The organism is Silanimonas sp. (assembly GCF_027530345.1).
In the GTDB taxonomy this organism is placed as follows: domain Bacteria; phylum Pseudomonadota; class Gammaproteobacteria; order Xanthomonadales; family Xanthomonadaceae; genus Silanimonas.
In genome coordinates, this window is record NZ_JAPZQK010000009.1 from 22,988 (window position 1) to 47,946 (window position 24,959).

Annotated in this window: 16 protein-coding genes; 13 read left to right on the forward strand and 3 right to left on the reverse strand. The window is 70.2% G+C overall.

The window, feature by feature from the left end:
* The first annotated feature begins 29 nt into the window (after positions 1–29).
* Both O9255_RS05820 and O9255_RS05825 read left to right on the forward strand, forming a co-directional pair.
* Positions 30–752 carry an NAD(P)H-binding protein gene (locus tag O9255_RS05820; RefSeq protein ID WP_297865908.1) on the forward strand — a complete coding sequence of 241 codons (723 nt, stop codon included), beginning with the start codon at positions 30–32 and terminating at the stop codon, positions 750–752.
* 35 nt (positions 753–787) lie between these two features.
* The gene (locus O9255_RS05825) at positions 788–2,272 is read left to right on the forward strand and encodes an aminotransferase class V-fold PLP-dependent enzyme (protein ID WP_297865909.1); all 1,485 of its coding nucleotides are present in this window, start codon (positions 788–790) and stop codon (positions 2,270–2,272) included.
* Positions 2,273–2,278: 6 nt separating this feature from the next.
* Here O9255_RS05825 and O9255_RS05830 read toward each other — a convergent pair whose 3' ends face one another.
* Both O9255_RS05830 and mfd read right to left on the reverse strand, forming a co-directional pair.
* A complete protein-coding gene (locus tag O9255_RS05830) occupies positions 2,279–2,887 on the reverse strand; it encodes a GNAT family protein (protein WP_297865910.1) in 609 nt (202 codons plus the stop codon).
* Between the two features lie 3 nt (positions 2,888–2,890).
* Entirely contained in the window at positions 2,891–6,340 is a 3,450-nt protein-coding gene (gene mfd, locus O9255_RS05835; protein WP_297865911.1) for a transcription-repair coupling factor, read from the reverse strand.
* Positions 6,341–6,545: 205 nt separating this feature from the next.
* On the opposite strand from mfd, the gene O9255_RS05840 reads away from it, so the two are divergent.
* The 7 genes from O9255_RS05840 to O9255_RS05870 are packed head-to-tail and all read left to right on the forward strand — an operon-like array spanning position 6,546 to position 20,508.
* On the forward strand, positions 6,546–7,364 hold the full coding sequence (locus O9255_RS05840) for a hypothetical protein (protein ID WP_297865912.1): 819 nt from the start codon (positions 6,546–6,548) through the stop codon (positions 7,362–7,364).
* A 3-nt stretch (positions 7,365–7,367) separates the two neighbouring features.
* A complete protein-coding gene (locus O9255_RS05845) occupies positions 7,368–8,810 on the forward strand; it encodes a cytochrome c3 family protein (protein WP_297865913.1) in 1,443 nt (480 codons plus the stop codon).
* Positions 8,807–10,747 carry a heme-binding protein gene (locus O9255_RS05850; protein ID WP_297865914.1) on the forward strand — a complete coding sequence of 647 codons (1,941 nt, stop codon included), beginning with the start codon at positions 8,807–8,809 and terminating at the stop codon, positions 10,745–10,747. Before O9255_RS05845 ends, O9255_RS05850 begins: the two co-directional genes overlap by 4 nt.
* Positions 10,744–12,846 (forward strand): hypothetical protein, encoded by a 2,103-nt coding sequence (locus O9255_RS05855; RefSeq protein WP_297865915.1) that lies wholly within the window; start codon positions 10,744–10,746, stop codon positions 12,844–12,846. Before O9255_RS05850 ends, O9255_RS05855 begins: the two co-directional genes overlap by 4 nt.
* 4 nt (positions 12,847–12,850) lie before the next feature.
* Positions 12,851–16,639: a hypothetical protein gene (locus tag O9255_RS05860; RefSeq protein ID WP_297865916.1), complete on the forward strand. Its 3,789-nt coding sequence runs from the start codon at positions 12,851–12,853 to the stop codon at positions 16,637–16,639.
* On the forward strand, positions 16,636–18,039 hold the full coding sequence (locus tag O9255_RS05865; RefSeq protein ID WP_297865917.1) for a multiheme c-type cytochrome: 1,404 nt from the start codon (positions 16,636–16,638) through the stop codon (positions 18,037–18,039). Before O9255_RS05860 ends, O9255_RS05865 begins: the two co-directional genes overlap by 4 nt.
* 3 nt (positions 18,040–18,042) lie before the next feature.
* The gene (locus tag O9255_RS05870; protein WP_297865918.1) at positions 18,043–20,508 is read left to right on the forward strand and encodes a cyclic nucleotide-binding domain-containing protein; all 2,466 of its coding nucleotides are present in this window, start codon (positions 18,043–18,045) and stop codon (positions 20,506–20,508) included.
* 33 nt (positions 20,509–20,541) lie between these two features.
* On the opposite strand, the gene O9255_RS05875 is transcribed toward O9255_RS05870, so the two are convergent.
* Positions 20,542–21,078 carry a GNAT family N-acetyltransferase gene (locus O9255_RS05875; RefSeq protein ID WP_297865919.1) on the reverse strand — a complete coding sequence of 179 codons (537 nt, stop codon included), beginning with the start codon at positions 21,076–21,078 and terminating at the stop codon, positions 20,542–20,544.
* Between the two features lie 132 nt (positions 21,079–21,210).
* Here O9255_RS05875 and O9255_RS05880 point away from each other — a divergent pair, with 132 nt between their 5' ends.
* The 4 genes from O9255_RS05880 to hisC are packed head-to-tail and all read left to right on the forward strand — an operon-like array spanning position 21,211 to position 24,959.
* Positions 21,211–21,600: a YerC/YecD family TrpR-related protein gene (locus O9255_RS05880; RefSeq protein WP_297865920.1), complete on the forward strand. Its 390-nt coding sequence runs from the start codon at positions 21,211–21,213 to the stop codon at positions 21,598–21,600.
* 38 nt (positions 21,601–21,638) lie between these two features.
* Positions 21,639–22,538 (forward strand): ATP phosphoribosyltransferase, encoded by a 900-nt coding sequence (gene hisG / locus O9255_RS05885; protein WP_297865921.1) that lies wholly within the window; start codon positions 21,639–21,641, stop codon positions 22,536–22,538.
* Positions 22,539–22,560: 22 nt separating this feature from the next.
* Positions 22,561–23,859, forward strand: coding sequence for a histidinol dehydrogenase (hisD, locus tag O9255_RS05890; protein ID WP_297865922.1), 1,299 nt, complete (start codon positions 22,561–22,563; stop codon positions 23,857–23,859).
* Positions 23,856–24,959: a histidinol-phosphate transaminase gene (hisC, locus tag O9255_RS05895; protein ID WP_297865923.1), complete on the forward strand. Its 1,104-nt coding sequence runs from the start codon at positions 23,856–23,858 to the stop codon at positions 24,957–24,959. Before hisD ends, hisC begins: the two co-directional genes overlap by 4 nt.

A 24,959-nucleotide genomic window follows, 5' to 3' on the forward strand; every position in this document is an offset into this window, starting at 1 on the left:
GGCGTCCTTCACGCCCCCACCACGTCGCCATGCAGGCTCGTCTGCCGCTGCCGGAAACCGACGCGCAGACCCGCCGGGTGCTGCTCACCGGGGCGTCGGGGCTGGTTGGCGGGCAGGTGCTGAAGCGGTTGCTGGCATCGGGCGAGCCTTTCGAGGTCGTGGCGCCGACGCGCACGCCCTTGATGGCCCAGTCGCCTCGTCTCCGCAATATCGTCTACGACTCCAGCACGGCCGAGCGCCGCACCGATAGCGGTCTGCGCCGCAGTCTCGCTGGACTGAAGGCAGACATCTGGATCTGCGCCCTGGGCACGACGATGGGCAAGGCCGGCAACCAGGCGGCCTTCGTGGCGGTCGATCGCGACCTCGTCCTGAAGTTCGCCGCGCTCTCGCGGGCCCTCGGGGCGCGCCACGCCATCCTCGTGTCGTCGGTCGGGGCGGACGCGAAATCCGGCAACTTCTACCTTCGGGTCAAGGCCGAAGCCGAGCGTGGCCTGGCCGAACAGAACTTCCCGCGCGTCGACATCCTGCGCCCCGGGCTGCTGCTGGGCGAGCGTGGCGAGCGCCGGCCCGGTGAGCATCTGGCCCAGCGCTTGGCGCCCCTCTACAACCCGCTGCTCTTGGGGCCGCTGGCGCGCTTCCGCGCCATCGAGGCCAGTGCCGTGGCCGGGGCGGCGGTCTCCCTTGCGCGTGACGGCGGAAGCGGCTGGTTCGTGCACGAGTACGCTTCTCTGCGAAAATTGTCCGGCCGCTGAGCCGCGCCATCGCGCGGCCGCCCATGAGGTCCACCGTGCCGACGTCGCTCGAATCCCGCTTCACCCCCTTCCGCGAACAGATCATCGGCATCGACCAGACGTTCCGGTCGCCGTTCGGTGAGCAGGCCATCCGCTACGCGGACTGGACCGCGAGCGGGCGGCTCTATGCACCGATCGAGCGCGCGTTGCTCGAGCGGTTCGGGCCCTTCGTGGCGAACACGCACAGCGAATCCAACACGACGGGAACGCTGATGACGCGTGCCTACCAGGCGGCGCAGGCGATCATCAAGCAGCATGTCAACGCCGGCCCGTCCGACGTGATCATCACCCAGGGCAGCGGCATGACCGCGATGATCAACAAGTGGCAGCGCATCCTCGGGCTGCGCGTGCCCGAGCAGCTCGCGGCCTACGTCATGCTGCCGGAGCGGCGCCCCATCGTCTTCGTGACGCACATGGAGCACCACAGCAACCAGACCTCGTGGGTGGAGACCATCTGCGACGTCGAAGTGGTGCCGGCCGACGAACGCGGCCTGGTCTGCCCCGACCAGCTCGATCGCCTGCTGCGTGAGTACGCCGACCGGCCGCTGAAGATCGGTGCCTTCACAGCCTGCTCGAACGTCACGGGCATCCAGACGCCTTACCACGCCCTGGCGAAGGTGATGCATCGCCACGGTGGCCTGTGCTTCGTGGATTTCGCGGCGTCTGCCCCCTACATCGACATCGACATGCACCCGGCCGACCCGGAGTGCAAGCTCGATGCGATCTTCTTCTCGCCGCACAAGTTCCTCGGCGGTCCGGGAACGCCCGGCGTGCTGATCTTCGACAGCGCGCTGTACCACAACCGCGTGCCGGACCAGCCCGGTGGCGGCACGGTGAACTGGACCAATCCCTGGCAGCAGCACGCCTTCGTCGATGACGTCGAGGCCCGCGAGGACGGCGGCACGCCCGCGTTCCTGCAGACCATCAAGGCGGCCATGGCCGTTCGGCTCAAGGAGCAGATGGGCGTCGCGAACATCCTCGCGCGCGAGCACGAGTTGCGGGACATCCTGATGCCGGGGCTTCGCGCGATCCCGGGCGTGCACCTGCTGGCCGACCACCTCGAGGAGCGCCTCGGCATCTTCTCGTTCTATGTCGAAGACCTGCACTACAACCTGCTCGTCCGCCTGCTCAACGACCGCTTCGGGGTGCAGGTGCGCGGTGGCTGTTCGTGCGCGGGTACCTACGGCCACTACCTGCTGAGCGTCGACCCCAACCGTTCGCGGGCGATCACCGAGAAGATCGACAGCGGCGACCTCTCGGACAAACCGGGTTGGGTGCGCCTGTCCATCCATCCGACCACCACGGACGACGAAGCCCACGCGCTGGTCGACGCGGTGCGTGCCTGCGTGCTGAACGCCGCCGAGTGGTCGAAGGACTACCGCTATTGCAACAAGCGCAACGAGTACGTGCATCCGACCGATGCCGATGGCGCCGAGACGATGCTGTCGTGGTTCGAAACCCCGGCGGGTGCGGCGGCCTGAGGGCCTTCAGCCGCGCCACTCGTCGGCGATGAGCCCGTACATCGCTGAATCCTGAAGTTCCCCGCCCGTGCGCCAGCGCTGGCGCAGCAGCCCTTCGCGCTGGAAGCCGAGTGATTCCAGCATCCGGCGGGACGCCGCGTTGCGCGGGTCCACGTCCGCCTCGATCTTGTGCAATGCCAGGGCCCCGAAGGCGTGGTCGAGCGCGAGCGCGACCATGCGACGGCCGAGGCCGCGGCCCCAGAGCGCGGTGTCGATGAGGTAGCCGATCTCGGCGCGGCGATGCGTCCGCTCGATCCGGTACAGCGTCACCCAGCCCACCAGCGCGGGAGATCCGGGCAGGCGCGCGGCGAACTGCATCAGGTCGCCGTCGCGCGCACCCGCCTCGATGTCGTCGAGGTAGGCCTCGGCCCGCGCACGATCGCCCGGCGTCCAGGGCTCGATGCTCCAGTAGCTCATGCCGGCTGGATCGGCGTGCAGGCGGGCCAGTGCCTCCGCGTCGGCGTCGGCCGTTTCCGCCGGCCACGGGCCGAGCTGGATCACGCCGTCGTCGAGGACGGGCAGGGCGGCGGCGCGCGGTCGGTGCGGCTTCGCGAAGCCGGGTTCGACAGACGCCATCGCTCAGCCCTGCGCCAAGGTGGTGAACAGCGCCCGCGCGGCGCGCAGGCGGCTCGGTGCGTCGGGCAGGTCGAGCTTCATCTTCAGCTTCTCCGGGCCGTCCATCGCGTAGACCTTGGGCTGGCCCTGGATCATGCGGATCACCGACATCGGATCGATGTTCGGCTTCGAATCGAACACGAGGCGTCCGCCGGTGGGGCCGAGATCGAGCTTGCGGATGCCCAGCCGCGCGGCATCGAGCTTCAGCTCGCTCACCGCGAACAGGTGCTTCGCCGCATCGGGCAGCACGCCGAAGCGGTCGACCAGCTCGACCTGCAGTTCCTTCAGGCGGTCGACGGTCTTCGCCGCGCTGATGCGTTTGTACTGCGTGAGGCGGGCATGCACGTCGGGCAGGTAGTCGTCGGGCAGCAGGGCGGGCAGGTTGAGGTTCATCTCGGGTCCGATCGGGGCGCCGGCATCGAGGTCGGGGATCTTGCCGGCCTTGATCGACTTGACCGCGCGCTCCAGCAGTTCGGTGTAGAGCGAGAAGCCGACTTCGGCGATCTGGCCCGATTGCTCCTCGCCCAACAGCTCGCCGGCGCCGCGGATCTCGAGGTCGTGCGTGGCCAGCATGAAGCCGGCGCCGAGTTCCTCGATCGCCGCCAGCGCTTCGAGCCGCTTCTCGGCATCGCCGGTGAGCTTCGGCGGCACGATCAGGTAGCAGTACGCGCGATGGTGCGAACGGCCGACGCGGCCGCGCACCTGGTGAAGCTGCGCCAGCCCGAATCGGTCGGCTCTGTTCACCACGATCGTGTTGGCGCTTGGGATGTCGATGCCCGATTCGATGATCGTGGTGCACACCAGCACGTTGAAGCGCTGGCGGTGGAAGTCGAGCATTACCTGTTCCAGTTCGCGCTCGGCCATCTGGCCGTGCGCCACCCGGATGCGGGCGTCGGGGACCAGCGCCTGCAGGTCGCGGGCCATCTTCTCGATGGTGTCGACCTCGTTGTGCAGGAAGTACACCTGGCCGCCGCGGGCCAGCTCGCGCTGGAAGGCCTCGACGACGGTTTCGTTCTCCCACGGCGCGACGAAGGTCTTCACCGCGAGGCGGTGCGCCGGCGGCGTGGCGATGATCGACAGGTCGCGCAGGCCGCTCATGGCCATGTTCAGCGTGCGCGGGATCGGCGTGGCGGTAAGCGTGAGCAGGTGCACTTCGGCGCGCAGGGCCTTCAGGCGCTCCTTCTGGCGCACGCCGAAGCGTTGCTCCTCGTCGACGATGACGAGGCCGACGTCCTTGAACTTGACGTCCTCCTGCAGCAAGCGGTGCGTACCGACGATCACGTCGACCTTGCCCTCGGCCACTTGTTCGAGCACCGCCTTGATGTCCTTGGCCGACTTGAAGCGCGACAGCACCTCGACGCGGATGGGCCAGTCGGCGAAACGGTCGCGGAAGTTCCGGTAGTGCTGCTCGGCGAGCAGGGTCGTCGGCACCAGCACCGCGACCTGCTTGCCGGCGGCGGCGGCGACGAAGGCCGCGCGCACCGCCACTTCGGTCTTGCCGAAGCCGACGTCGCCGCAGACCACGCGGTCCATCGGCGAGGGCTTGGCGAGGTCGGTGATGACGGCTTCGATGGCGCTGAGCTGGTCGGGCGTTTCCTCGAACGGGAAGGTCGCCGCGAAGGGCTCGTACATCGCGCGGTCGACCGGCAGGGCGAGGCCGGCCCGGGCCTGGCGCCGCGCCTGGATCTCCAGCAGTTCGGCGGCGACGTCGCGCACCTTGTCGGCGGCGCGCTTGCGCGCCTTCTCCCAAGCTTCGCCGCCGAGGCTGTGCAGCGGGGCATGTTCGGTGGACGCGCCCGAGTAGCGCGAGACGCGCTCCAGCTGCGAGACCGGCACGTAGAGCTTGTCGCCCTTGGCGTACTCGATGACGAGGTACTCGCCGGCGACGCCGCCGGCCTCCAGCACCTCGAGGCCACGGTAGCGGCCGACGCCGTGCTCCTCGTGGACGATCGGCGAGCCGACGCCGATCTCGGACAGGTCCTTGATGATGGCGTCCGGGTCGCGCACGCCGCGTCGCGTGCGGCGGCGCGACTGCTCGGCCTTTTCCGGGAACAGCTGGCGCTCGGTGAGCACCGCGATGGCGGGTTCGGCCAGCGCGAAACCGGCATCGAGCGGCACGACGCCGATGGCGTAACGATGGTCGCTGGCGAGGAAGGACGCCCAATCGGCCACCGTGGGGGGCTTCAGGTCGGCGGCCGCCAGCACGTCGATCAGCGCTTCGCGGCGTCCCGGCGAATCGGCGGCGACGAGCACGCGGCCGGGATAGCTCGACAGGAAGGCGCGGAGCGCGGCGGCCGGCGCTTCGCCCTTGGCGGCGAGCGCCAGGTTGGGCGCCGGCTGCGCATCGAGCGTCAGGCCCTTCTCGAAGCGCGGGTGTTCCGGCGGCACCTGCTCGATGCGGACGTGCCGGTTCAGCCCGGCGCGCAGCTCGTCGAGGCGCAGCCACAGGTCCTCCGGCGGCAGCACTGGGCGCTCGATGTCGTGGCGGCGCTGTTCCCAGCGCTGCGCGCATTGGGCGAGCTGCTGCTCCGCAGCCTGCTCCCAGCCGGTATCCAGCACCACCAGCGCATTGGCCGGCACGTGGTCGAACAGGCTGGCGGTGTGTTCGAAGAAGAACGGCAGGTAGTACTCGATGCCGGCCGGTGCCACGCCTTCCTTCAGGTCCTGCACCAGCGGGCAGCGCCGCGGGTTGACGTCGAAGCGGTCGAGCATCGCTTCGCGGGCGCGCTTGCAGGAGGCTTCGTCTAGCGGGAACTCGCGGGCCGGCAGCAGTTCGATGGCGTCGATGGGGTGCATCGAGCGCTGAGTTTCCGGGTCGAAGCTGCGCAGCGAATCGATGGTGTCGTCGAACAGTTCGATGCGGTAGGGCTCGGCGGCGCCGGTGGGGAACAGGTCCAGCAGCGCACCGCGCACGCTGAAGTCGCCAGGATCGTTCACCTGCGGCACGTGCCGGTAGCCAGCGGCCTGCAGGCGGCGCTTCTCGGCGTCGAGGTCGAGCTTCTGGCCCTTCCTGAGGTCCAGCACGTTGCCGGCCACCCACTCCGGCGGTGCGAGCCTCTGGAGGAGGGTCGAGACCGGCACCACGAGCACGCCGCGCTTGAGCGACGGCAGCCGGTAAAGCGCCGCCACGCGTTCGGAAATGATGTCCGGGTGCGGCGAGAACAGGTCGTAGGGGAGGGTCTCCCAGTCCGGGAAATGCAGGACAGGCAGCCCGCGGGCCAGCGATTTCAGGTCGGCTTCGAGGCGCAGGGCCGACGAGGTGTCGCGCGCGACGGCAACCACCAGGCCATCGTGCGCATGGGCGCGTTCAACGATCGCGAGCGCGGCAGCGGTCGGGTTGACGGGGAGGCGCCAGTCGGCGCGCTGCTGGCCGCGGGCGGGGAGCGGCGCGGCGGGAAGGCTGGGAAGCGTCATGAGGCCGCGGAGTTTAGCCCTTCGGCCGCGCGCGGAACGGGGCGGCCCGAGCCGCCGCGGGGTCGGATCGCGAGGCGCGTGCACAAAGTCTTGACGCTCCGGGGCCGTCGCGGCCTAATCGAGCTCAGGGGAAAACGAGCCATGCATCACGTTCCACGCCGCGGTTCGCGGCGTGGTCGCCGGTGCTCGCCAAGGGGACGCGCGGATGGCGAATGACAACATCCTGAGCCACGAGCGTCTGCGCTACTTCAAGTGGTCGGCGCTGCTGATGGCCGCCAGCATCGGCTGGTACGCCGTCGACACCCCGCGCTTTGGCCCGGGGGGCGGCACCGTGCTCGGCTACACCCTCGGCACCGTTGGGGCGCTGCTGATCGTCTGGCTGCTGCTGTTCGGCATCCGCAAACGCCAGTACCTCGGCGGCGCCGGGACCGTGCGCGGCTGGCTGTCGGCGCACGTCTACCTCGGCCTGTCGCTGCTGGTCGTCGCGACCCTGCACACCGGCTTCCAGTTCGGTTGGAACGTGCACACGTTGGCCTATGGCCTGATGGTCGCGGTCATCGCGAGTGGCGTGTGGGGCGTGGGGGTCTACCTGCGCAATCCGGGCCTGATGAGCGACTTGCTCGACGGCAAGACGCTGGAGCAGCACGCCGCCGCGCTGGGCGAGATCGACGGGCAGGCGCGCGCGCTGGCGGCCACGATCTCGCCGCGCTTCCTCGAGTTGGTCGAGGCCTCGGCCAAGGCCCCCATAGGCCGGCCGGGCTGGCGCCGGCTGTTCCGTCGCGTGCCGGGCTGTGCCACGACGGCGGCGGTCGAATCCCTGCGCACGGACCTGCGCGCGTCCGAGCGCGAGGTGCGCGATCTGTTCGCGCTGCAGTTCCGTCGCCTGCAGCAGCTGAAGCGCATCCGCGCCTATTTGCGCCTGCGGGCGTGGACGGAAGTCTGGCTGGTCGTGCACGTGCCGCTGTCGCTCGCGCTGCTGGGGGCCCTGCTGGCGCACATCCTCGCGGTCTTCACCTACTGGTAGCCCATGGCCTCGAGCTCGCCCTCCGACCCGAATGCCGCCGAGCTCGACGCCCTGCGTCGGCCCCTGCGCGGCCGTCGCCTGCTGTCGTGGATCCTTTTGCTGGCCTCCCTCGCCACGCTGGCGCTGGTGCCGTGGTGGTTGTCGAACTCGGCCGCCGAACGGCAGGCGGGCGCGACGGCCACCGACGCGCCGCGGATGACGGCGGTGAGCGCGGAGGAGATCCACGCGCATCGCACCGCGCATGCCTGGGATCGCGTCTGGGATGCCGGCCCCTTGGATGCCGCGCATTCGGCGCTGTCGCTCGACTGCCGCGCCTGCCACAGCGAGCCCTTCGCGCGCGTTCGCGACGAGGACTGCACGGCGTGCCATCTCACGGTGACGACGCACGGCGGGCCCTCGCCGCCGATCGCTGGCGATCCGGCGCCGCGCTGCGCCGCCTGCCACCGCGAGCATCAGGGCCCACAGGGTTTGGCCCTGCAGAACATCGCGCAATCCGGGCCGGCCTGCGTCGATTGCCATGCCGAGCTGGCCGCGCGGAAGCCCGAGCTCGGGCTGCTGGACGTTCGCGATTTCGGCGACGCCCACCCGGAGTTCGCGGTGCGCGTGGCCGGCGACGGCGGGGCGCTGCGCAAGCTGCGCCTCGGTGCCGAGCCGGCCATCGAGCCGACCGGGCTCAAGTTCCCGCACGACGTGCATTTGAAGGCCGGTATCGATGGGCCGGAGGGCCCGCAGACGCTCGCTTGCGGCAGCTGCCATCGCGCGACCGAGGACGCGCTGGGCTTCGAGCCGGTGCGTTTCGAAACCGACTGCGAGAGCTGCCACGCGCTCACGCTGGAGACGTCGCTCGCGCGCCGCAGCGTGCCGCACGGCTCCGCCGAGGACGCGCTGTCGATGATCCGCGAGTTCTACAGCTTCGCCGCGAACAACACCGACCCGCGCCGCGCCGAGGCCGCCCCGGGCGCCGTGCAGCGGCCGGGTGCGACGGAAGCGGCCGATGCGCGATTCGTCGGACGCCCCGGCGATGCCCTGGCGCTGGCCCGCGCCGAGGCCACCGACCTGTTCGAGAAACGCGCCTGCGCGGTCTGCCACACCGTCACCCGCGTCGCGGAGAGTGGCCCGCCCGGCTCGCCGGGGGCCGACCTGCCGCAATACCGGATCGATCCGGTGGCGCCGGTGCATCCGTGGATGCCGGGCGCCCGCTTCAGCCACGCCGCGCACGTGCAGACCGAGTGCAGTGCCTGCCACGCGGCGGCCACTTCGACGGACGCCAGCGAGGTGCTGATGCCGGGAATCGCCGGTTGCCGCGACTGCCATGCGGGCGCCGTGGCCGAACCGACGCAGGTGCGATCCGATTGTGGCCTGTGCCACGACTACCACCCGGCCCACGCCGCGCTGCAGGAGGCGGACGTGCTTGCGGGACGCCTGGTGCCGACGGAGGCGCAATGACGGTATCGGGCCGACCGCGACGTCGCCCGCGCGCCGCCGCACTGCGCAGCGCGACGATGGTTGGCGCCGTCCTGCTGGCCGGCGCGTCGTTCGAGGCGGTAGCGCGCTGCCCGGGCACCCCGTTGCCGAACCAGCGTCTCGAGTCCGCCGACGTGCGCCGCGTGGTGGCGCAGGCCGCCGATGTCGCGCAGCGTTTGAACCAGCCGGCGACGATCGCCTTGGTCGACCGGGTGGGCAACGTGCTGGCCGTGTTCCAGACCAACGGCGCGGCGCCCAGCGTGCGCATCACCAGCGGCATGTCGAGCGGCGGTGGGCTCGAAGGCCTGGTCGTGCCGAGCACGGCGGCGGCCATCGCGAAAGCGGTCACCGGCGCCTACCTGTCGTCGTCGGGCCAGGCCTTCAGCACGCGAACCGCCAGCTTCATCGTGCAGGACCACTTCCCGCCGACCATCCGCAACGTGCCCTCGGGGCCGCTGTTCGGCGTGCAGTTCAGCCAGTTGCCCTGCGGCGACCTCGTGCAGGGCGGCAGCGCGCTCGGCATCGGCCCACGGCGCTCGCCGCTCGGCCTGTCGGCCGACCCGGGCGGTTTCCCGCTGTACAAGGGCGGCAGCGTCGTCGGTGGCATCGGCGTGATCGCCGGCAGCGCGCCCACCTACAGCCTCGATCTCTTCCCCTTCGACTTCGACAACGATCCCGAGGAAGTGATCGCGCACTCGGCGCTGGCCGGCTTCGCGCCGCCCGAATGCATCCGTGCGGAGCGCGTCACGGCCGGCGGCGTGAGCCTGCGCTTCTCCGATGCCGACGGTCGTCTCGTGGCCACCGCGGCCACCGTGCCCAGCGGCGGCGCCTTCGTCGATGTCGGCGGCTATTACGTCGCCGCCGACGGCCCACGCACCGGGCGCATCTTCGGCCTGCCGGAATCCGGCGTGGCGCGCGAGAACATCAATCTCGCTGGCGGCTCGCATGGTCTGCTGAACCCGGACGGCAGCAACCGCTACCCGCCCATCGCCTCGGCAGGCCTCAGTGCCACCGACGTTCTCAGCCTGCTGGACGAATCGCTCGCCGTCGCGAACGCCGCGCGCGCGCAGATCCGCATCCCGCTCGGCTCGCCGGCGCAGGTTACGGTGTCGGTGGTCGATGCCCAAGGCGTGGCGCTCGGCATCGGCCGTACGCCGGACGCGCCGATCTTCGGCATCGACGTTTCGCTGCAGAAGGCTCGCGCAGCGGCGCTGTTCTCTCGCACCGACGCCGCGGCGCGCATCGCGGCGGCGAACTCCGCCGCGCAGCAGGCGTTCTATTTCAATGGTGATCCGCGCGCGGCCGCCGGCTTTTTCCAACGCCCGACGATCTTCGCCGACGGCACCGCCTTCACCGCGCGCGCCATCGGCAACATCGCGCGGCCGCTGTTTCCCGATGGCATCGACGGTCGTTCGCGCGGCCCGCTGTCCAGCCCGAAGCCGAACTGGAGCCCGTTCAACGTCGGCCTCCAGCTCGATCTGGTGTTCCCGGGCCTTGCCGCGTCGCTGGCGCCGGGCGGCCCGATCATCAACCGCTGCACCGCTGCGGCCATCGGTGCCGACAACGGCATCCAGATCTTCCCCGGCGGCGTGCCGATCTACCGGAACGGCGTGCTGGTCGGTGCCGTGGGCGTGTCCGGGGACGGCGTCGACCAGGACGACATGATCGCCTTCCTTGGCATCACCCGAGCGGGGCGCTGGCGCGGCGGCGGTCTCGGCCACGCGCCGCTGGCGAAGCGCGCCGACCAGCTTGGCTTGCGCTACGTGCAGTGCCCGCAGTCGCCGTTCAACGGCAGCGATGCGCAGAACGTCTGCGGCGGCGACGGCGACCTGCCGACGACGGGAGCAGCCCCGGTCACGGCGGTGCAGCCGCAGATCCCCGCACTGCTGCGTCGCGAACGCATGGAGGACCGCCGATGACTCGCCGGCTCCGCGCGCGCTTGCACCCGTTGAACCTCTCCGGCGCCTGCGCCGCCGCGCTGGCGCTGTCGGTGGCGATGCCGGCACGCGCCGATTCGGAAGCGCCGCCCGTCGCTGCCCGCGCCGACGTCGCCCTCGTGCAGGTGATGGCGCCGCGCCTCGTGCTTGTCGCGGCCGCGCGTGCCAATGCGGAGCCGCGTTTCGACGTGGCCCGCGGTCGCCTGCTCGAAGTCGTGGCGAGCCAGGGCGAGTGGATCGAAGTGCGCGTTCGCGGCGGCGCCATGGCGGCCGAGGGCGGCACGGCCTGGCTGCGGCGCGAGCGCTTGCCGGACGGCCAATGGAACGTCGAGCCGATGCGGGCGCCGGGCGCGCCGCGCGTGGTGGGCGCCGATGGCGTGCCGGCGCCGGCCATCGAGCCGCTGGTCCGTCCCGGCGGCGATGTCGCACCGCTGGTGACGCTTCCGCCGCCCCAGCCCGGCCAGGTCGAGGCGCCATTGCCGAACCTGCCGCGCGAATCGGTGTCGGTGCCGGACCGCTGGCGGATCATGCAGGGCCTCGGCTACCGCTTCCCCTGGTACGACCCGTACCACCAGAACGTGCTGAAGGGCGACTTCCCCATCCTCGAATGGGGCAGCGACTGGTTCCTCGCGCTGAACCTCGTCAGCGACACGCTCGGCGAGGCGCGCCGCTTCCCGGTGCCGGTGGCGCAGGTGATCGGCACGCCGGGGCAGGGCAACGACATCTACGGTCGCAACCGCTTCGAGATCGGCGCGCAGACCTTCATCCTCAGCGCCTCGGCGATCAAGGGCAACACCACCTTCAAGCCGCCGGACTACGAGTACCGCATCGTCCCGGTGATCAACATCAACCGTGTCGTGGCGCAAGAATCCGGACTGCTGCGCATCGATCCGGAGGCCGGCCGAACGCGCACGGACACCTTCTTCGGGCTGCAGGAGCTGTTCTACGACAAGCACCTGCGCAACGTGTCGGACCGTTACGACTTCGACAGCCTGCGCATCGGCATCCAGCCCTTCACCAGCGATTTCCGCGGCTTCCTCTTCATCGACCAGCCTTTCGGCGTGCGTCTGTTTGGCAATCGCGACAACAACTTCTGGCAGTACAACCTTGCGTGGTTCCGCCGGATGGAAAAGGACACCAACAGCGGCCTCAACGACATCACCGAGCCGCTGCGCCACGACGACGTCTTCGTGGCGAACGTGTACCGGCAGGACTGGCCGAGGCTGGGCTTCACCTCGCAGGCGACGGTGCTGCACAACCGCAACCGCGAGGACCGCTTCCGCTACGACACCAACGGCTTCCTGGTGCGCCCGGCCTTCCTCGGCGACCTGCGGCCGCACCGCTACAACGTCACCTACCTCGGCGTCAGCGGCGATGGTCATCTCACGTCGTGGTTCCCGAAGTCGCGGCTGAACCTCACCACCACGACCTACGCCGCGCTGGGCGATTACGAGCGCCATCCGCTGGCCCAGCGCTCGCAAAGCATCCGTGCCTTCTTCCATGCCAGCGAGCTGTCGCGCGACTTCAGCTGGGTGCGCGTGCGCGGCAGCGTGTTGTACGCCAGCGGCGACAAGGACCCCTACGACGGCAAGGCCACCGGTTTCGACGCGATCTTCGAGAACCCGCAATTCGCCGGTGCCGACACCAGCTACTTCATCCGCCAGACCATCCCGCTGATCGGTGGTGGCGGCGTCGCGCTGAGCGGCCGCAACGGCCTGTTGCCCTCGCTGCGCTCCTCGAAGGAGCAGGGGCAGTCCAACTTCGTGAACCCCGGCCTCGCGCTGGCCGGCGTGGGCGCCGATATCGACCTGACGCCGGAGCTGCGGATCACCACCAACGTCAACCACCTGCGCTTCCTTGAAACGGAAGTGCTGGGCGTGCTTCGCAACGAGGCGCCGCCGCCGAAGTCGATCGGTTGGGACGCCTCGGTGGGCGTGCAGTGGCGGCCGCTGTTCATCCAGAACATCGTCGTCAACGGCTCGCTGGCGGTGCTGAAGCCCGGCGATGGCCTCCAGCGTTTCTACGGAACGGAGCAGGGCACGCTGTATTCCGGGATCGTCAACGTGCTTCTGACCTTCTGAGCCCATGACCGACGCCAACGTCCATCGCTCGACTTTCCGGCTGCGCGCCGCGCTGTTCTCGCTGAGCGTGACGCTGGCGCTGGGCTCGGTGTCGCTCACGGTGCGCTCGGCCGGCATCGAGAAGGTCGAACGCACCTACCACGAGTTCCCCGCGGCGCCGGCGCGGCAGCCGCAGACGCTCGCCGACACGAAATCGGTGGGCTGCACCACCTGCCACGAGAGGACCGACCAGCCGACCATGCATGCCAACCCCGGCGTGGTGTTGGGCTGCGCGGACTGCCACGGCGGCGATCCCGCCGTGCGGCGCGGCAGCGAGGCGCCGGACAGCGAGGCCTACACCGCGCTGAAGGACGCGGCCCACGTGCTGCCTGCCGATGTCGGCACCTTCGGCCACGGGCCGGGCAACCCGAAGCACAGCATGGCGCGCTGGACGCAGGAGCATCCGGCCTACGTGCGTTTCGTGAACCCCGGCGACCTGCGCATCGCGCGCGAGGCCTGCGGCGCCTGCCACCTGCCGATCATCCAGGCGCAGGAACGCAGCCTGATGGCCACCTCCGCGATGCTCTGGGGCGGTGCGGCGTACAACAACGGCATCCTGCCGAACAAGATCTACAACCTCGGCGAAGCCTATTCGCGCGACGGCACGCCGGCCCTGTTGAGGAACCCGGTCGACGCCAGCGACCCGGCGCTCGCCGCGCGCGGGGTGCTGCCCTACCTTGCGCCGCTGCCGGCGTGGGAGACGGTGCCGCCGGCCGACGTGTTCCGCGTGTTCGAGCGCGGCGGCCGCGTGATCAACTCGCAGTTCCCCGAAATCGGCCTGCCGAATTCGCTGGGCCAGATCCAGCGCCTCGACGAGCCCGGACGCCCCGATTTGCGCCAATCGAACCGCGGGCCGGGCACCGGCAGCCGCATCGCGGTGCCGGTGATCAACCTGACGAAGACGCGGCTCAACGACCCGCACCTGTGGATGCTGGGCACCAACGACAACCCCGGCGACTACCGCAGCTCGGGCTGCACGGCCTGCCACACCGTCTACGCCAACGACCGCGATCCGCGCCATTCCGGCCCCTACGCCGTGCACGGCAACCGTGGCCAGACCGCGACCGTCGATCCGACGATCCCCGCCGGCACGCGCGGCAGCCCGATCCAGCACGCGTTCACGCGTTCGATCCCGTCTTCGCAGTGCATGGTCTGCCACATGCACCAGCCGAACATCTACGTGAACTCGTTCTACGGCTACGTGCAAACGGACTACGAGAGCGATGCCGCGGCCCTGTGGCCGGAAGAGCAGCGCTACCCGACGGCGGCGGAGATCCGCGAGATCAACCTGCGCAATCCGGAAGAAGCGGCGGTCCGCGGTCGTTGGTCCGACCCGGAGTACCTCGCCGAGATCTCGCGGCTCAACCCGACCCTGAAGGACACCCAGTTCGCCGACTACCACGGCCACGGCTGGGTCTTCCGCGCGGTCTTCAAGCGCGACCGCGAGGGCAACCTGCTCGACGCCGAAGGGGCGCAGGTCGCCAACGACGATCCCGAGAAGTTCGACAAGGCCGTGCACCTGTCATCGATCCACCTCGACAAGGGCATGCACTGCGTGGACTGCCACTTCGAGCAGGACATGCACGGCAACGGCCACATCTATGGCGAAGTGGCCGCCGCCATCGAGATCGACTGCGCCGACTGCCACGGCACGGCGCGGGCCTACCCGACGCTCACCACGTCCGGGCCGGCGGCGCGTCCGGGCGGCATGGACCTCTCCCTGCTGCGCACGCAGGACGGCCGGCCGCGATTCGAGTGGCGCGACGGCGCGCTTTACCAGCGTTCGGCGCTGTACCCGGACCTCGAGTGGAAGGTGAGCCTCACGCGCGATTCGGTGAACCCGGCCAACGCGGACTACAACGAGAAGGCGGCGCGCGCCAAGCTCACGCAGATGGGGGCGGCGGCCCGCAACGGCGAATGGAACGCCGAGGCCGCTTTCGCGAATGCCTCCGACGCCGAGTTGGCCCACGGCGACGACAAGATGGAGTGCTACACCTGCCATCTGTCGTGGACGACCAGTTGCTCCGGCTGCCACCTGCCCATCCAGGCCAACTGGAAAACCGAGCGCAACCACTACGAGGGCGGCGAGACGCGCAACTACGCCACCTACAACGTGCAGGTGGTGCGTGATGACGTATTCCAGCTGGGCCTGCACGGCACGGTGAAAGGCAACACCATTGCGCCCATCCGCTCCAGTTCGGCCCTCGTGCTGAGTTCGCAGAACATCAACCGCGAGCGCATCTACATCCAGCAGCCGCCGGTGGCCTCCAGCGGCTTCTCCTCGCAGGCCTTCGCGCCGCATTACCCGCACACCGAGCGCCTCACCGAAACCAAGCAGTGCGAGGACTGCCACGTCTCGGGCAATGGCGACAACAACGCGATCATGGCCCAGCTTCTGCTGCAGGGCACCAACTTCGTCAACTTCATCGGCGGCTACGCGCTGGTGGGCGAAGAGGGCCATGTCGAGGGCGTCAACGTCACCGAACTCGATGAGCCGCAGGCGGTGATCGGCAGCTACCTGCAGCGCATGGCCTATCCGGACTTCTACCGGCAGCACGAAGCGCGCGACCGTCAGCTCCGCGAGGCCTACGGCATCGACAGCGACGGCCCGGCGCAGTGCATCCAGATGCGCGGCGAATATGTCTACGTGGCGGAAGGCGAGGGCGGCTTCCGCGTGTATGACGCGGCCTCGCTGCCGAACAAGGGCTTCTCGCAGCGGATCATCCGCGCGCCGTTCTCGCCGCTGGGCCACGACGCCCACGTGCCGTCGAAGAACGCCACCTGCATGGCGCTGCCCACCAACCAGCCGATCGCCCCGTTCAAGAACGAAGGCGAGCTGATGCGGGTCACCAACCAGGAGCAGCCCTTCCACCCGATCTACCACTACGCCTTCGTGGTCGATGCCGAGGAAGGCCTGATCGTGGTGAAGGTCGACACCTTCGCCGACGGCGAGCCGCGCAACAACTTCCTCGAGCGCGCGGCCACGTGGAACGAGGGTGGGGTGCTCACTGGCGCCCGCCACATCGTCGTCGCCGGCCACTACGCCTACGTCACCACGCCGCGTGGCGTGCAGGTGGTCGACCTCGACGATCCGCTGAAGCCGAAGGCCCTGGCCTTCGTCGCGCTGGACGACGCCCGCGCCACCGCCGTGCAGTTCCGCTACCTGTTCGTCACCGCCGGCAGCGGCCTGCATGTCGTCGACCTCACCGACACTCGCGCTCCGCGCCTGCTGCCCACGTCGGTGGCGCTGCAGGATGCCCGCCGCGTCTACGTCGCGCGCACCTATGCCTACGTCGCGGCCGGGGCCGAAGGGCTCGCCATCGTCAATGTCACGCGGCCCGAGGCGCCCACGCTGCTGACGCGCTTCACGGCGGACGGCGCGATCAACGATGCACGCGACGTGGTGGTCGGTTCGACCAATGCCTCGCTGTTCGCCTACGTGGCGGATGGCCGCAACGGCCTGCGGGTGATCCAGCTCACCTCGCCGGAGAGCCAGCCGAACTTCTACGGATTCTCGCCGGAGCCGAAGCCGGCGCTGATCGCCAGCCGCGCCACCCGCAGCCCGGCGATCGCCCTCTCGAAGGGCCTCGATCGCGACCGCGCCGTCGACGAGACCGGCGGGCAGATCGCCGTGTTCGGCCGGCTCGGCTCGCGGCCGTTCAACCTCGAAGAGATGCAGCGTCTGTACCTGAACCCGGACGGGACGGTGTGGACGGTCCGCAACACCTTGCCCGCCGCTGGAGCCCGTCAATGATCCCGCGCGATGCTTTGGTTATCCTGCTACTCGCGATGGCGCCGGTGCTCCCTGCCTTCGCCGCGTCCCGCGCCAGCTCGACGCCGGTGGCATGGACGCCGTCCGACGACGCCATCCGCGCCGAGAACGCGCTGCGCCAGCCGATGCCCGATCGGGCCTCCGGCACCAGCCTCGGCACCGTCACTTGCGCCAGCAGCACCTGCCACGGCTCGGTGCTGGCCTGGGACGACGTGGTGCTGCACAACGAGTACACCACCTGGGCGCGGCTCGATCGCCACACCCGCGCCTACGCCACCCTGCTGACGCCCGCGAGCGTCTCGATCGCGCGGAAGCTGGGCCTGTCGACGCCGGCGCACGAAGCACCGGAATGCCTCGCCTGCCATGCCTATGCGCCACCCGCCGAGCAGCGCGGTGAGCGCTTCGTGCTCTCGGACGGGATCAGCTGCGAGGGTTGCCACGGCCCGGCGGAGCGCTGGGTGGCGTCGCACACGTCGTCCGACGCGTCGCACGCGAAGAACCTCGCCAACGGCCTGTACCCGACCTCTGATCCGGTCGGCCAAGCGCGGCTGTGCACGTCCTGCCACGTCGGTGACGGCGACCGTTGGGTGACGCACCGGATCATGGGCGCCGGCCATCCGCGCCTCGGCTTCGAAGTGGGCACCTTCGCCGCCCTGCAGCCGCCGCATTACGCCATCGATGCCGACTGGCGCCAGCGCAAGGGCGATTTCTCCGCCGGGCGCGTCTGGGCGCTGGGCCAGCTGTTCGGCGCGAAGGCGATGCTCGAAACGTTGGCGCATCCGACGCGCGGACGCGACGGCCTGTTCCCGGAACTCTCCGCCTTCGATTGCCACGCCTGCCACAAGCCGATGAGCGCGAACCGCTGGTCGCCGCGTCTCGGCATCGGGCCGGGGCGCGTGCGGGTCAACGACGGCCACCTTCTGATGCTGCGGGCCATCACCGAAGCCGTGGTCCCCGATCAGGCCGCGGCCTTCCGCAACGAGGTGCGCGGCGTGCATGCCGCCGTTTCGGCCGGGCAGGGAGATCCCCAAGCCGCGCTGCGCCGCCTGATCGCCCGCCTCGATGCGCTGGTTCCGGTGCTTCGTGCACAGGCCTTCGACGCCGCGCAGATGCGCGCGGTGCTCCAGCGCCTGATCGCCATTGGCCGCAGCGGCGAGTACAGCGATTACGCCGGCGCGGAGCAGGCCTACATGGCCATCGCGCCGCTGCTGGAACAGCTCGCTGCCGACGGCCAGCTGGCGGATGCCGCCGCGCTGCGGCCGCTGCTGGCCCGCGCCCGCGAGACGCTGGCGGGGGAAGACACCTACCGGGCCGAGCGCTTCCGCGCGGCTCTCGATGCCTTGGCCGGCGCCGTCCGCACGCCCGCCGGAACGGAGGGCTGAGCCATGGCCATGCGCGCTCACGATCGCCCCGCCGAATACGACGTCGTCATCATCGGTGCCGGGCCGGCCGGCCTCTCCGCCGCCTCGCGTGCTGCCGCCCGCGGCAACCGCTACGTGCTGCTGGAGGCCGCACCGCACCCGTCGGACACGATCTTCAAGTACCAGAAGGGCAAGCACGTGATGGCCGAGCCCGGGTTCCTGCCGCTGCGCAGCGGCATGAGCTTCGCGGCCGGCAAGCGTGAGACCGTGCTCGGCACCTGGAACGACGAACTCGCCACGCAGGGCATCCACATCCTCCACGGCAAGCGCGTCAACGGCATCGACCGCGACCCGAAGGCCGCGCCGTTCACGGTGCGCTGCGAGGACGGCAGCAGCTACACCACGCGCAACGTCATCCTCGGCATCGGCCTGCAGGGCAACGTGCGGAAGATGGGCGTGCCGGGCGAAGAGCATCCCAACGTCCAGTACACGCTGTCCGACCCGGACGAGTACGAGGGCGAGACGGTGATCGTCGTCGGTGCCGGCGACGCCGGCATCGAGAACGCGATGGGCCTGATCGCGAAGAACACCGTGCACCTGATGAACCGGCAGGAGGAGTTCACGGTCTGCAAGGACGCCAACCGCGACGCCATCCAGGCGCAGGAGCGCGCCGGCAAGGTGCGCATCTGGCATTCGGCCTTCGCCGCGCGCGTTGATCCCCCGCCGGCCGATCCGAAGCTCGCGCCGGGGGCGAAGCCGCCCCTGATGAGCTTCGTGTTCAACGGCAAGGTCGGCGAGCAGAGCATTCCCTGCCATCGCATCATCGTCCGTGCCGGCGCTATCCCGCCGCGCAAGCTGGTCGAAGGCTTCGGCGTGCAGTTTCCGAACGAGGACCCCTCGGCCATCCCGGTGCTGTCCGAGACCTACGAGTCGAACGTGCCGGGCCTGTTCGTCGTCGGCGCGCTGGGCGGCTACCCGCTGATCAAGCAGGCGATGAACCAGGGCCACGAGGTCGTCGACACGATCAATGGCGACGTGGTCGAGCCGGTCGACGAGCCGCTGTTGCGCGACCGGCTGAAGGCGTGGCGCCCCGGCGTGGCGGCTTCGACCGTCGTCGACGAGATCGGGCGGCACCCCTTGCTCGGAACGCTCACCAAGCTGCAGCGCCGCGAGCTGCTGCTGGAAAGCACCGTCCACGTGCTGCCGAAGGACGCGGTGGTCTTCAAGAAGAACGACTACAGCAACAGCTTCTGGTCGATCATCGGCGGCAACGTGCAGATCGACACCGACGGCGACGAGGGCAACCGTCGTGCCGTCGTGCTCGGCGCCGGGCGCTTCTTCGGCGAGATGGGCCTGCTTTCCGGGCGCCGTCGCACCGCCACGGTGTCGGCCGGCCTGAACTGCGTGCTGATCGAGACGCCGCGCCGCACGATGCTCAAGCTGATGAGTGCCTCGGAGCGCCTGCGCGACAAGATCGACCAGGCCTTCGTCCGCAACGCGGTGTTCAACTACATCGGCCCGCTGCTCGGCACCGAAGTGATCGACGCGATGATCGACCGCGGCGTCACGCTGAAGCGCTTCAACGCCGGGCAGGTGCTGTTCAAGGAAGGCGATGCCGCCGACGGCCTCTACCTGATCCGCCGCGGCTCGGTGGCCGTGTCGAAGCGGATCAAGAGCGAAGACCGCGTTCTCGCGTATGTCAGCGCCGGCAACTACGTCGGCGAAATGGCCATGCTCGACGGCGGTGCGCGCACGGCGACGGTGACGGCCTCGGTGCTGACCGAAGTGCTGGTGTTCGAAGCCGAAGGCATCCGCAAGCAGATCCAGTCGACGCCGGCGCTTCGCAAGGCGCTGGAAGGGATCATGCAGGCGCGCACCGAGCAGAACATCGCCGCGGAGCAGGACGTCGAGGACGGCAGCGCGCTCTCGCGCTTCCTGCTCAAGCAGGGCGTGGGCGATGCCTCCGACCTGCTCGTCATCGACGAGGGCCTGTGCGTCCAGTGCAACAACTGCGAGACCGCCTGCGCCGAGTCGCATGGCGGCACCTCGCGCCTGAAGCGCGAAGCCGGCGCCACCTTCGCCCGCGTGCACCTGCCGGTGGCCTGCCGCCACTGCGAGAACCCGCACTGCATGAAGGACTGCCCGCCCGACGCGATCCGTCGTGGTCCGGCCGGCGAAGTCACCATCAGCGAAGCCTGCATCGGCTGCGGCAACTGCCAGCGCAACTGCCCCTACGGCGTCATCCAGATGGCGCCGGAAGCGCCGCCGAAACCCGGCGGTGGTTTGCTGTGGCTGCTGCTCGGCATCGGTGCGGCGCCGGGCGAACGCAAGCCCGAAGTCGAAGGCGACGTCGTCAAGAAGGCCGTGAAGTGCGATATGTGCACCGGCATCAAGGGCGGCCCGCGCTGCGTCGATGCCTGTCCGACCGGCGCCGCTAAGCGACTCTCGGCGGAAGCGCTGTTCCGGCAGATCCGCCAGGTCGCGGACTGATCCAGCCCCGCCGCGCCCCGAGGGGCCGGCGGTTCAGAGCGTCTTTTCGATCCGCACGAGGCCCGGTTCGTCCGAGGGCAGGCGGCGGAAGCCGAGCTGCTGCGCGAGGTGCAGCATCTGCGTGTTCTCCTGCAGCACGTCGCCGTACACGGCATCGAGCCGCTTGAGCTTCGCCCAACGCAGCATCTGCTTCATCAGCAGTGTGCCGAGACCCTGGTTGGCCAGATGGCGGATCACCAGGATGGCGAAGTCGGCGCGCCGGGTGCCGGTGTCGATCGCGGCGCGCACCACGCCGCCCACCAGCGCCTGCCCGGGGGCCTCCGGCTCGGCCAGTACCAGGGCGAACTGCGTCCGGGGATCGATGTGGGTCAGCCGCCGCGCCATCTTCGGCGTCAGCTCCGTCAGCGGGTGCAGGAAGCGCATCCGCACCTCCTCCGGGGTGAGCAGCGCGAATCCCGCGCGCAAGGGCTCGGCATCGGCGGGGAGAATCGGCCGCATCCACAGCCGCCGCCCGTCATCGAGCTGCAGTTCGTCCTGCCAGGGTTTGCCCAAGGGCCGTCGGTGGATCACGGGTGCGCCTCCGCTCAGGTGCCCAGACTCGCGCATCCCCGGCCTTCGGTCGAGATCGCCGGGTGAAGACCGAGGGGGCATCGCTGCCGGGCTATTGACCAATGTAATAACGCGCTATTACAGTGCGTGCCCATGAAGCGCCGTCCTGCCCTCGATCGTTCCCCCGTCTCCGTCGCCGCCCCTTCGGCGGCCGGCCTCGGCGCGGGTGCGCGCCTCGACGGGCTGGTCGAGGCCCTGCGTGCCCTCGAGACGCCCGACGAGGTCCGCCGTTTCCTGATCGACCTCTGCACGCCCGCCGAGCTCGAGGCCATGGCCGACCGCTGGGCGGTCGTGCCGGAACTCGCCGAAGGGCGCGCCTACCGCGAGATCCACGACCGCACCGGCGTGAGCGTCACCACTGTGGGCCGCGTCGCCCGCTGCTTGTCCCTCGGCGCGGGCGGCTACCGCCTCGCCGCCGAACGCCTCGGGCATCTGTCGCCCGGCGCGGCCTTCGCCGTGCCCGGCCACGAACACACGCCCTGATCCCCCAAACCGATTCGCTTTCCCACGGAGCCCGCACCATGCGGACGCACGATCGCCTGCGCATTGCCATCCAGAAATCCGGCCGCCTCTCGGACCCCGCCCGCGACCTGCTCGCGCGCGCCGGCCTCAGCTTCCGCGAGAGCCGCGACCGCCTGTTTTGCTATGGCGAATCGCTGCCCATCGACCTGCTCCTCGTCCGCGACGACGACATCCCCGGGCTGATTGCCGAAGGCGTCTGCGATCTCGGCATCGTTGGCCTGAACGTGCTGGCCGAGCAGGACTACGAGCGCCGCGCGAAGGGCGAGGGCGAGGCCTTCAGCGTCGTGCGCCGCCTCGGTTTTGGCCGCTGCCGCCTGTCGGTGGCGGTGCCGCAGGACTGGGAGTGGCCCGGCCCGCAGCGCCTCGCCGGCCTGCGCTGCGCCACCAGCTACCCGGCCCTGCTGGCGAAGTGGCTGAAGGACAACGCCGTCGATGCCGAACCCGTGCTGCTGTCGGGCTCGGTGGAGATCGCCCCGCGCTTGGGCAAGGCCGAGACCATCTGCGACCTCGTCTCCACCGGCGGCACACTGGTGGCCAACCAGCTGAAGGAAGTGGCGGTGATCCTCGAGAGCGAGGCGGTCATCGCCGGCCCCTCGAAGCCATTCAACGACGAGCGCCAGGCGCTGGCCGACCTGCTGCTGCGTCGCCTCGACGGCGTGCTGTCGGTGAAGGCCGCGAAGCTGCTGATGCTGCAGGCCGAGCGCGCCGCGCTGGGCGAACTGCTGAAGCTGCTGCCGGACGTGGACGCGCCGCTGGTGACCACGCTCGACGGCGATGGCTCGCGCGTCGCGGTGCAGGCGCTGTGCCGCACGGCGGTGACCTGGCAGCGCCTCGAGGACATGAAGAAGGCCGGTGCCAGCGCCCTGATGGTGCTGCCGGTCGAGCAGATGCTGGCCTGAGCACGACGATTGGATGACGACCATGAAGACCCTCGACTGGGCCGGACTTTCCGCTGACGAGCGCGCCGCCGCGCTCGCGCGGCCGCCCTCGAATTCGAGCGAGGAGCGCATCGCCGCCGTGCAGCGCATCCTCGCGCAGGTGCGCGCCGACGGCGACACCGCGCTGCGCGCGCTGACCCGCCGCTTCGACAACGTCGAACTGGATTCGATCGAGGTCGGCGCCGCCGAGTTCGACGCCGCCGAAGCGGGCCTCGATCCGGCGCTGCGCGCGGCGATGATCGAAGCGAAGTCGCGCCTTGACGCGTGGCACCGCGCTGGCGCGCCGATGGAGTTCGAGATCGATACCGCCCCGGGCGTGCGCTGCGGCCGCGTGCTGCGCGCCATCGACACCGTCGGCCTGTACGTGCCGGCCGGCTCGGCACCGCTGCCTTCGACCGCACTGATGCTCGGCGTGCCCTCGCAGATCGCCGGCTGCCGCGAAGTGGTGGTGTGCACGCCGCCGCGGCCCGACGGAAGCGCCGATTCGGCCGTGCTGGTGGCGGCTCGGCTGTGCGGCGTCCGCCGCGTGTTCAAGATCGGCGGCGCGCAGGCCATTGCCGCGATGGCCTTCGGCACCGAATCCATTCCGCGCTGCGACAAGCTGTTCGGGCCCGGCAACGCCTGGGTGATGCTGGCGAAGTCGCAGGTCACCGCGCTGCCCGACGGCCCCGCCATCGACATGCCGGCCGGCCCCTCGGAAGTGCTGGTCATCGCTGATGCCGGCGCCAACCCGGCTTTCATTGCCGCCGACCTGCTCGCGCAGGCCGAGCACGGCCCCGATTCGCAAGTGGTCTTCGTCACCGACAGCGCGGCGCAGGTCGCGGCTGTCGAGGCGGAGGTGCGCGCGCAGGTCGCACGACTGCCGCGCGAAGCGATCGCGACGAAGGCGCTGGATTTTGCCCGCCTCATCGTCTTACCCACGCTGGACGAGGCCTTCGCGATCAGCAACGCCTACGGTCCCGAGCACCTGATCGTGCAGCTGCGCGAACCGCGCGCCTGGCTGCCGAAGATCACCTGCGCCGGCTCGATCTTCCTTGGCGACTACGCGCCGGAATCGCTGGGTGACTACTGCTCCGGCACCAACCACGTGCTGCCCACCGGCGGCGCGGCGCGGGCGTGGAGTGGTGTGTCGGTGGCGAGCTTCCAGCGCAGCATCAGCGTGCAGCAGGTGAGCCGCGAAGGGCTTCGCGCGATCGGCCCCTGTGCCGTCACGATGGCCCGCGCGGAGTCGCTCGAAGCGCATGCGCAGGCCGTCGTGCAGCGGCTGGAGGCCTCGGCATGAACGTGCTCGATCTGGTCCGCGCCGACCTGCGCGATTTCGGTGGCTACGGCTCGGCGCGCAAGACCGGCCTCAAGGGCCGCGTCTGGCTCAATGCCAATGAGAGCCCATGGGCCTCGCCGGCCGATCCGGGGCAGGGCCTCAACCGCTACCCCGAGCCGCAGCCGGCGGCGTTGCGGGCGCGCCTTGCTGTGCTCTACGGCGTGCCCGAGGACAGCCTGCTGATGACGCGCGGCAGCGATGAAGGCATCGACCTGCTGACGCGCGCGCTCTGCCGCGCGGAACGCGAGGCCGTTCTGGTCGCGCCGCCGGTGTTCGGCATGTACGCCGTGTCGGCGCGCGTGCAGGGGGCGCCGGTGGTCGATGTGCCGCTGGTGGACGAGGGCGATCGCTTCCGTTTCGACATCGATGCGGCACTCCGTGCGTTGGAGCTGTCGGTCGCGAAGGCGCCGGTCAAGATCCTCTACGTCTGCTCGCCGTCGAACCCCACCGGTGGCGCGGTATCGAACACCGAACTCGAGCGCCTGCTGCGTGGCGTTTCGGGTCGCGCGCTCGTCGTGGTCGACGAAGCCTATGGCGAGTACAACGAGGCGCCCGGCGCGCTCGCTCTACGCGAGCGCTTCCCGAACCTCGTCGTGCTGCGCACGCTGTCGAAGGCGTATGCGCTCGCCGGCGCGCGGCTCGGCATCACCATCGGCGATCCGGCGCTGATCCGCGTGCTCGCTGCCATTGCCCCGCCGTACCCGCTGGCGTCGCCGGCCGTCGCCTTGGCACTCGATGCCGTATCGCCCTCGGCCGCCGACGAGGCGAAGCGCCGCGCCGGCCGCATCGTCGCAGAGCGCGGCCGCGTGGCCGAAGCGCTGCGCGGGCTCGACGGCGTGCGCGCCGTCTACGCCTCCGACGCCAACTACCTGCTGGTGCGCTTCGCAGATGCCGAAGCCGCCATGCAGGCCCTGCTCGCCGCCGGCGTCGTCGTGCGCGACCAGCGCGCGGCGCCCCAGCTCAAGGATGCCCTGCGCATCACCATCGGCACCGCGGAGGAGAACGACGCGATGCTCGCCGCCCTTGCTGCCCTCCCTGCGCGCGTCGCCGCGACGGCCTGA

Excerpts from the sequence above, each read along its gene's own strand:
- O9255_RS05820 (WP_297865908.1), top strand. The coding sequence starts at position 30 with ATGCAGGCTCGTCTGCCGCTGCCGGAAACCGACGCGCAGACCCGCCGG.
- O9255_RS05830 (WP_297865910.1), bottom strand. The coding sequence starts at position 2,887 with ATGGCGTCTGTCGAACCCGGCTTCGCGAAGCCGCACCGACCGCGCGCC.
- mfd (WP_297865911.1), bottom strand. The coding sequence starts at position 6,340 with ATGACGCTTCCCAGCCTTCCCGCCGCGCCGCTCCCCGCCCGCGGCCAG.
- O9255_RS05840 (WP_297865912.1), top strand. The coding sequence starts at position 6,546 with ATGGCGAATGACAACATCCTGAGCCACGAGCGTCTGCGCTACTTCAAG.
- O9255_RS05845 (WP_297865913.1), top strand. The coding sequence starts at position 7,368 with ATGGCCTCGAGCTCGCCCTCCGACCCGAATGCCGCCGAGCTCGACGCC.
- O9255_RS05850 (WP_297865914.1), top strand. The coding sequence starts at position 8,807 with ATGACGGTATCGGGCCGACCGCGACGTCGCCCGCGCGCCGCCGCACTG.
- O9255_RS05855 (WP_297865915.1), top strand. The coding sequence starts at position 10,744 with ATGACTCGCCGGCTCCGCGCGCGCTTGCACCCGTTGAACCTCTCCGGC.
- O9255_RS05860 (WP_297865916.1), top strand. The coding sequence starts at position 12,851 with ATGACCGACGCCAACGTCCATCGCTCGACTTTCCGGCTGCGCGCCGCG.
- O9255_RS05865 (WP_297865917.1), top strand. The coding sequence starts at position 16,636 with ATGATCCCGCGCGATGCTTTGGTTATCCTGCTACTCGCGATGGCGCCG.
- O9255_RS05870 (WP_297865918.1), top strand. The coding sequence starts at position 18,043 with ATGGCCATGCGCGCTCACGATCGCCCCGCCGAATACGACGTCGTCATC.
- O9255_RS05880 (WP_297865920.1), top strand. The coding sequence starts at position 21,211 with ATGAAGCGCCGTCCTGCCCTCGATCGTTCCCCCGTCTCCGTCGCCGCC.
- hisG (WP_297865921.1), top strand. The coding sequence starts at position 21,639 with ATGCGGACGCACGATCGCCTGCGCATTGCCATCCAGAAATCCGGCCGC.
- hisD (WP_297865922.1), top strand. The coding sequence starts at position 22,561 with ATGAAGACCCTCGACTGGGCCGGACTTTCCGCTGACGAGCGCGCCGCC.
- hisC (WP_297865923.1), top strand. The coding sequence starts at position 23,856 with ATGAACGTGCTCGATCTGGTCCGCGCCGACCTGCGCGATTTCGGTGGC.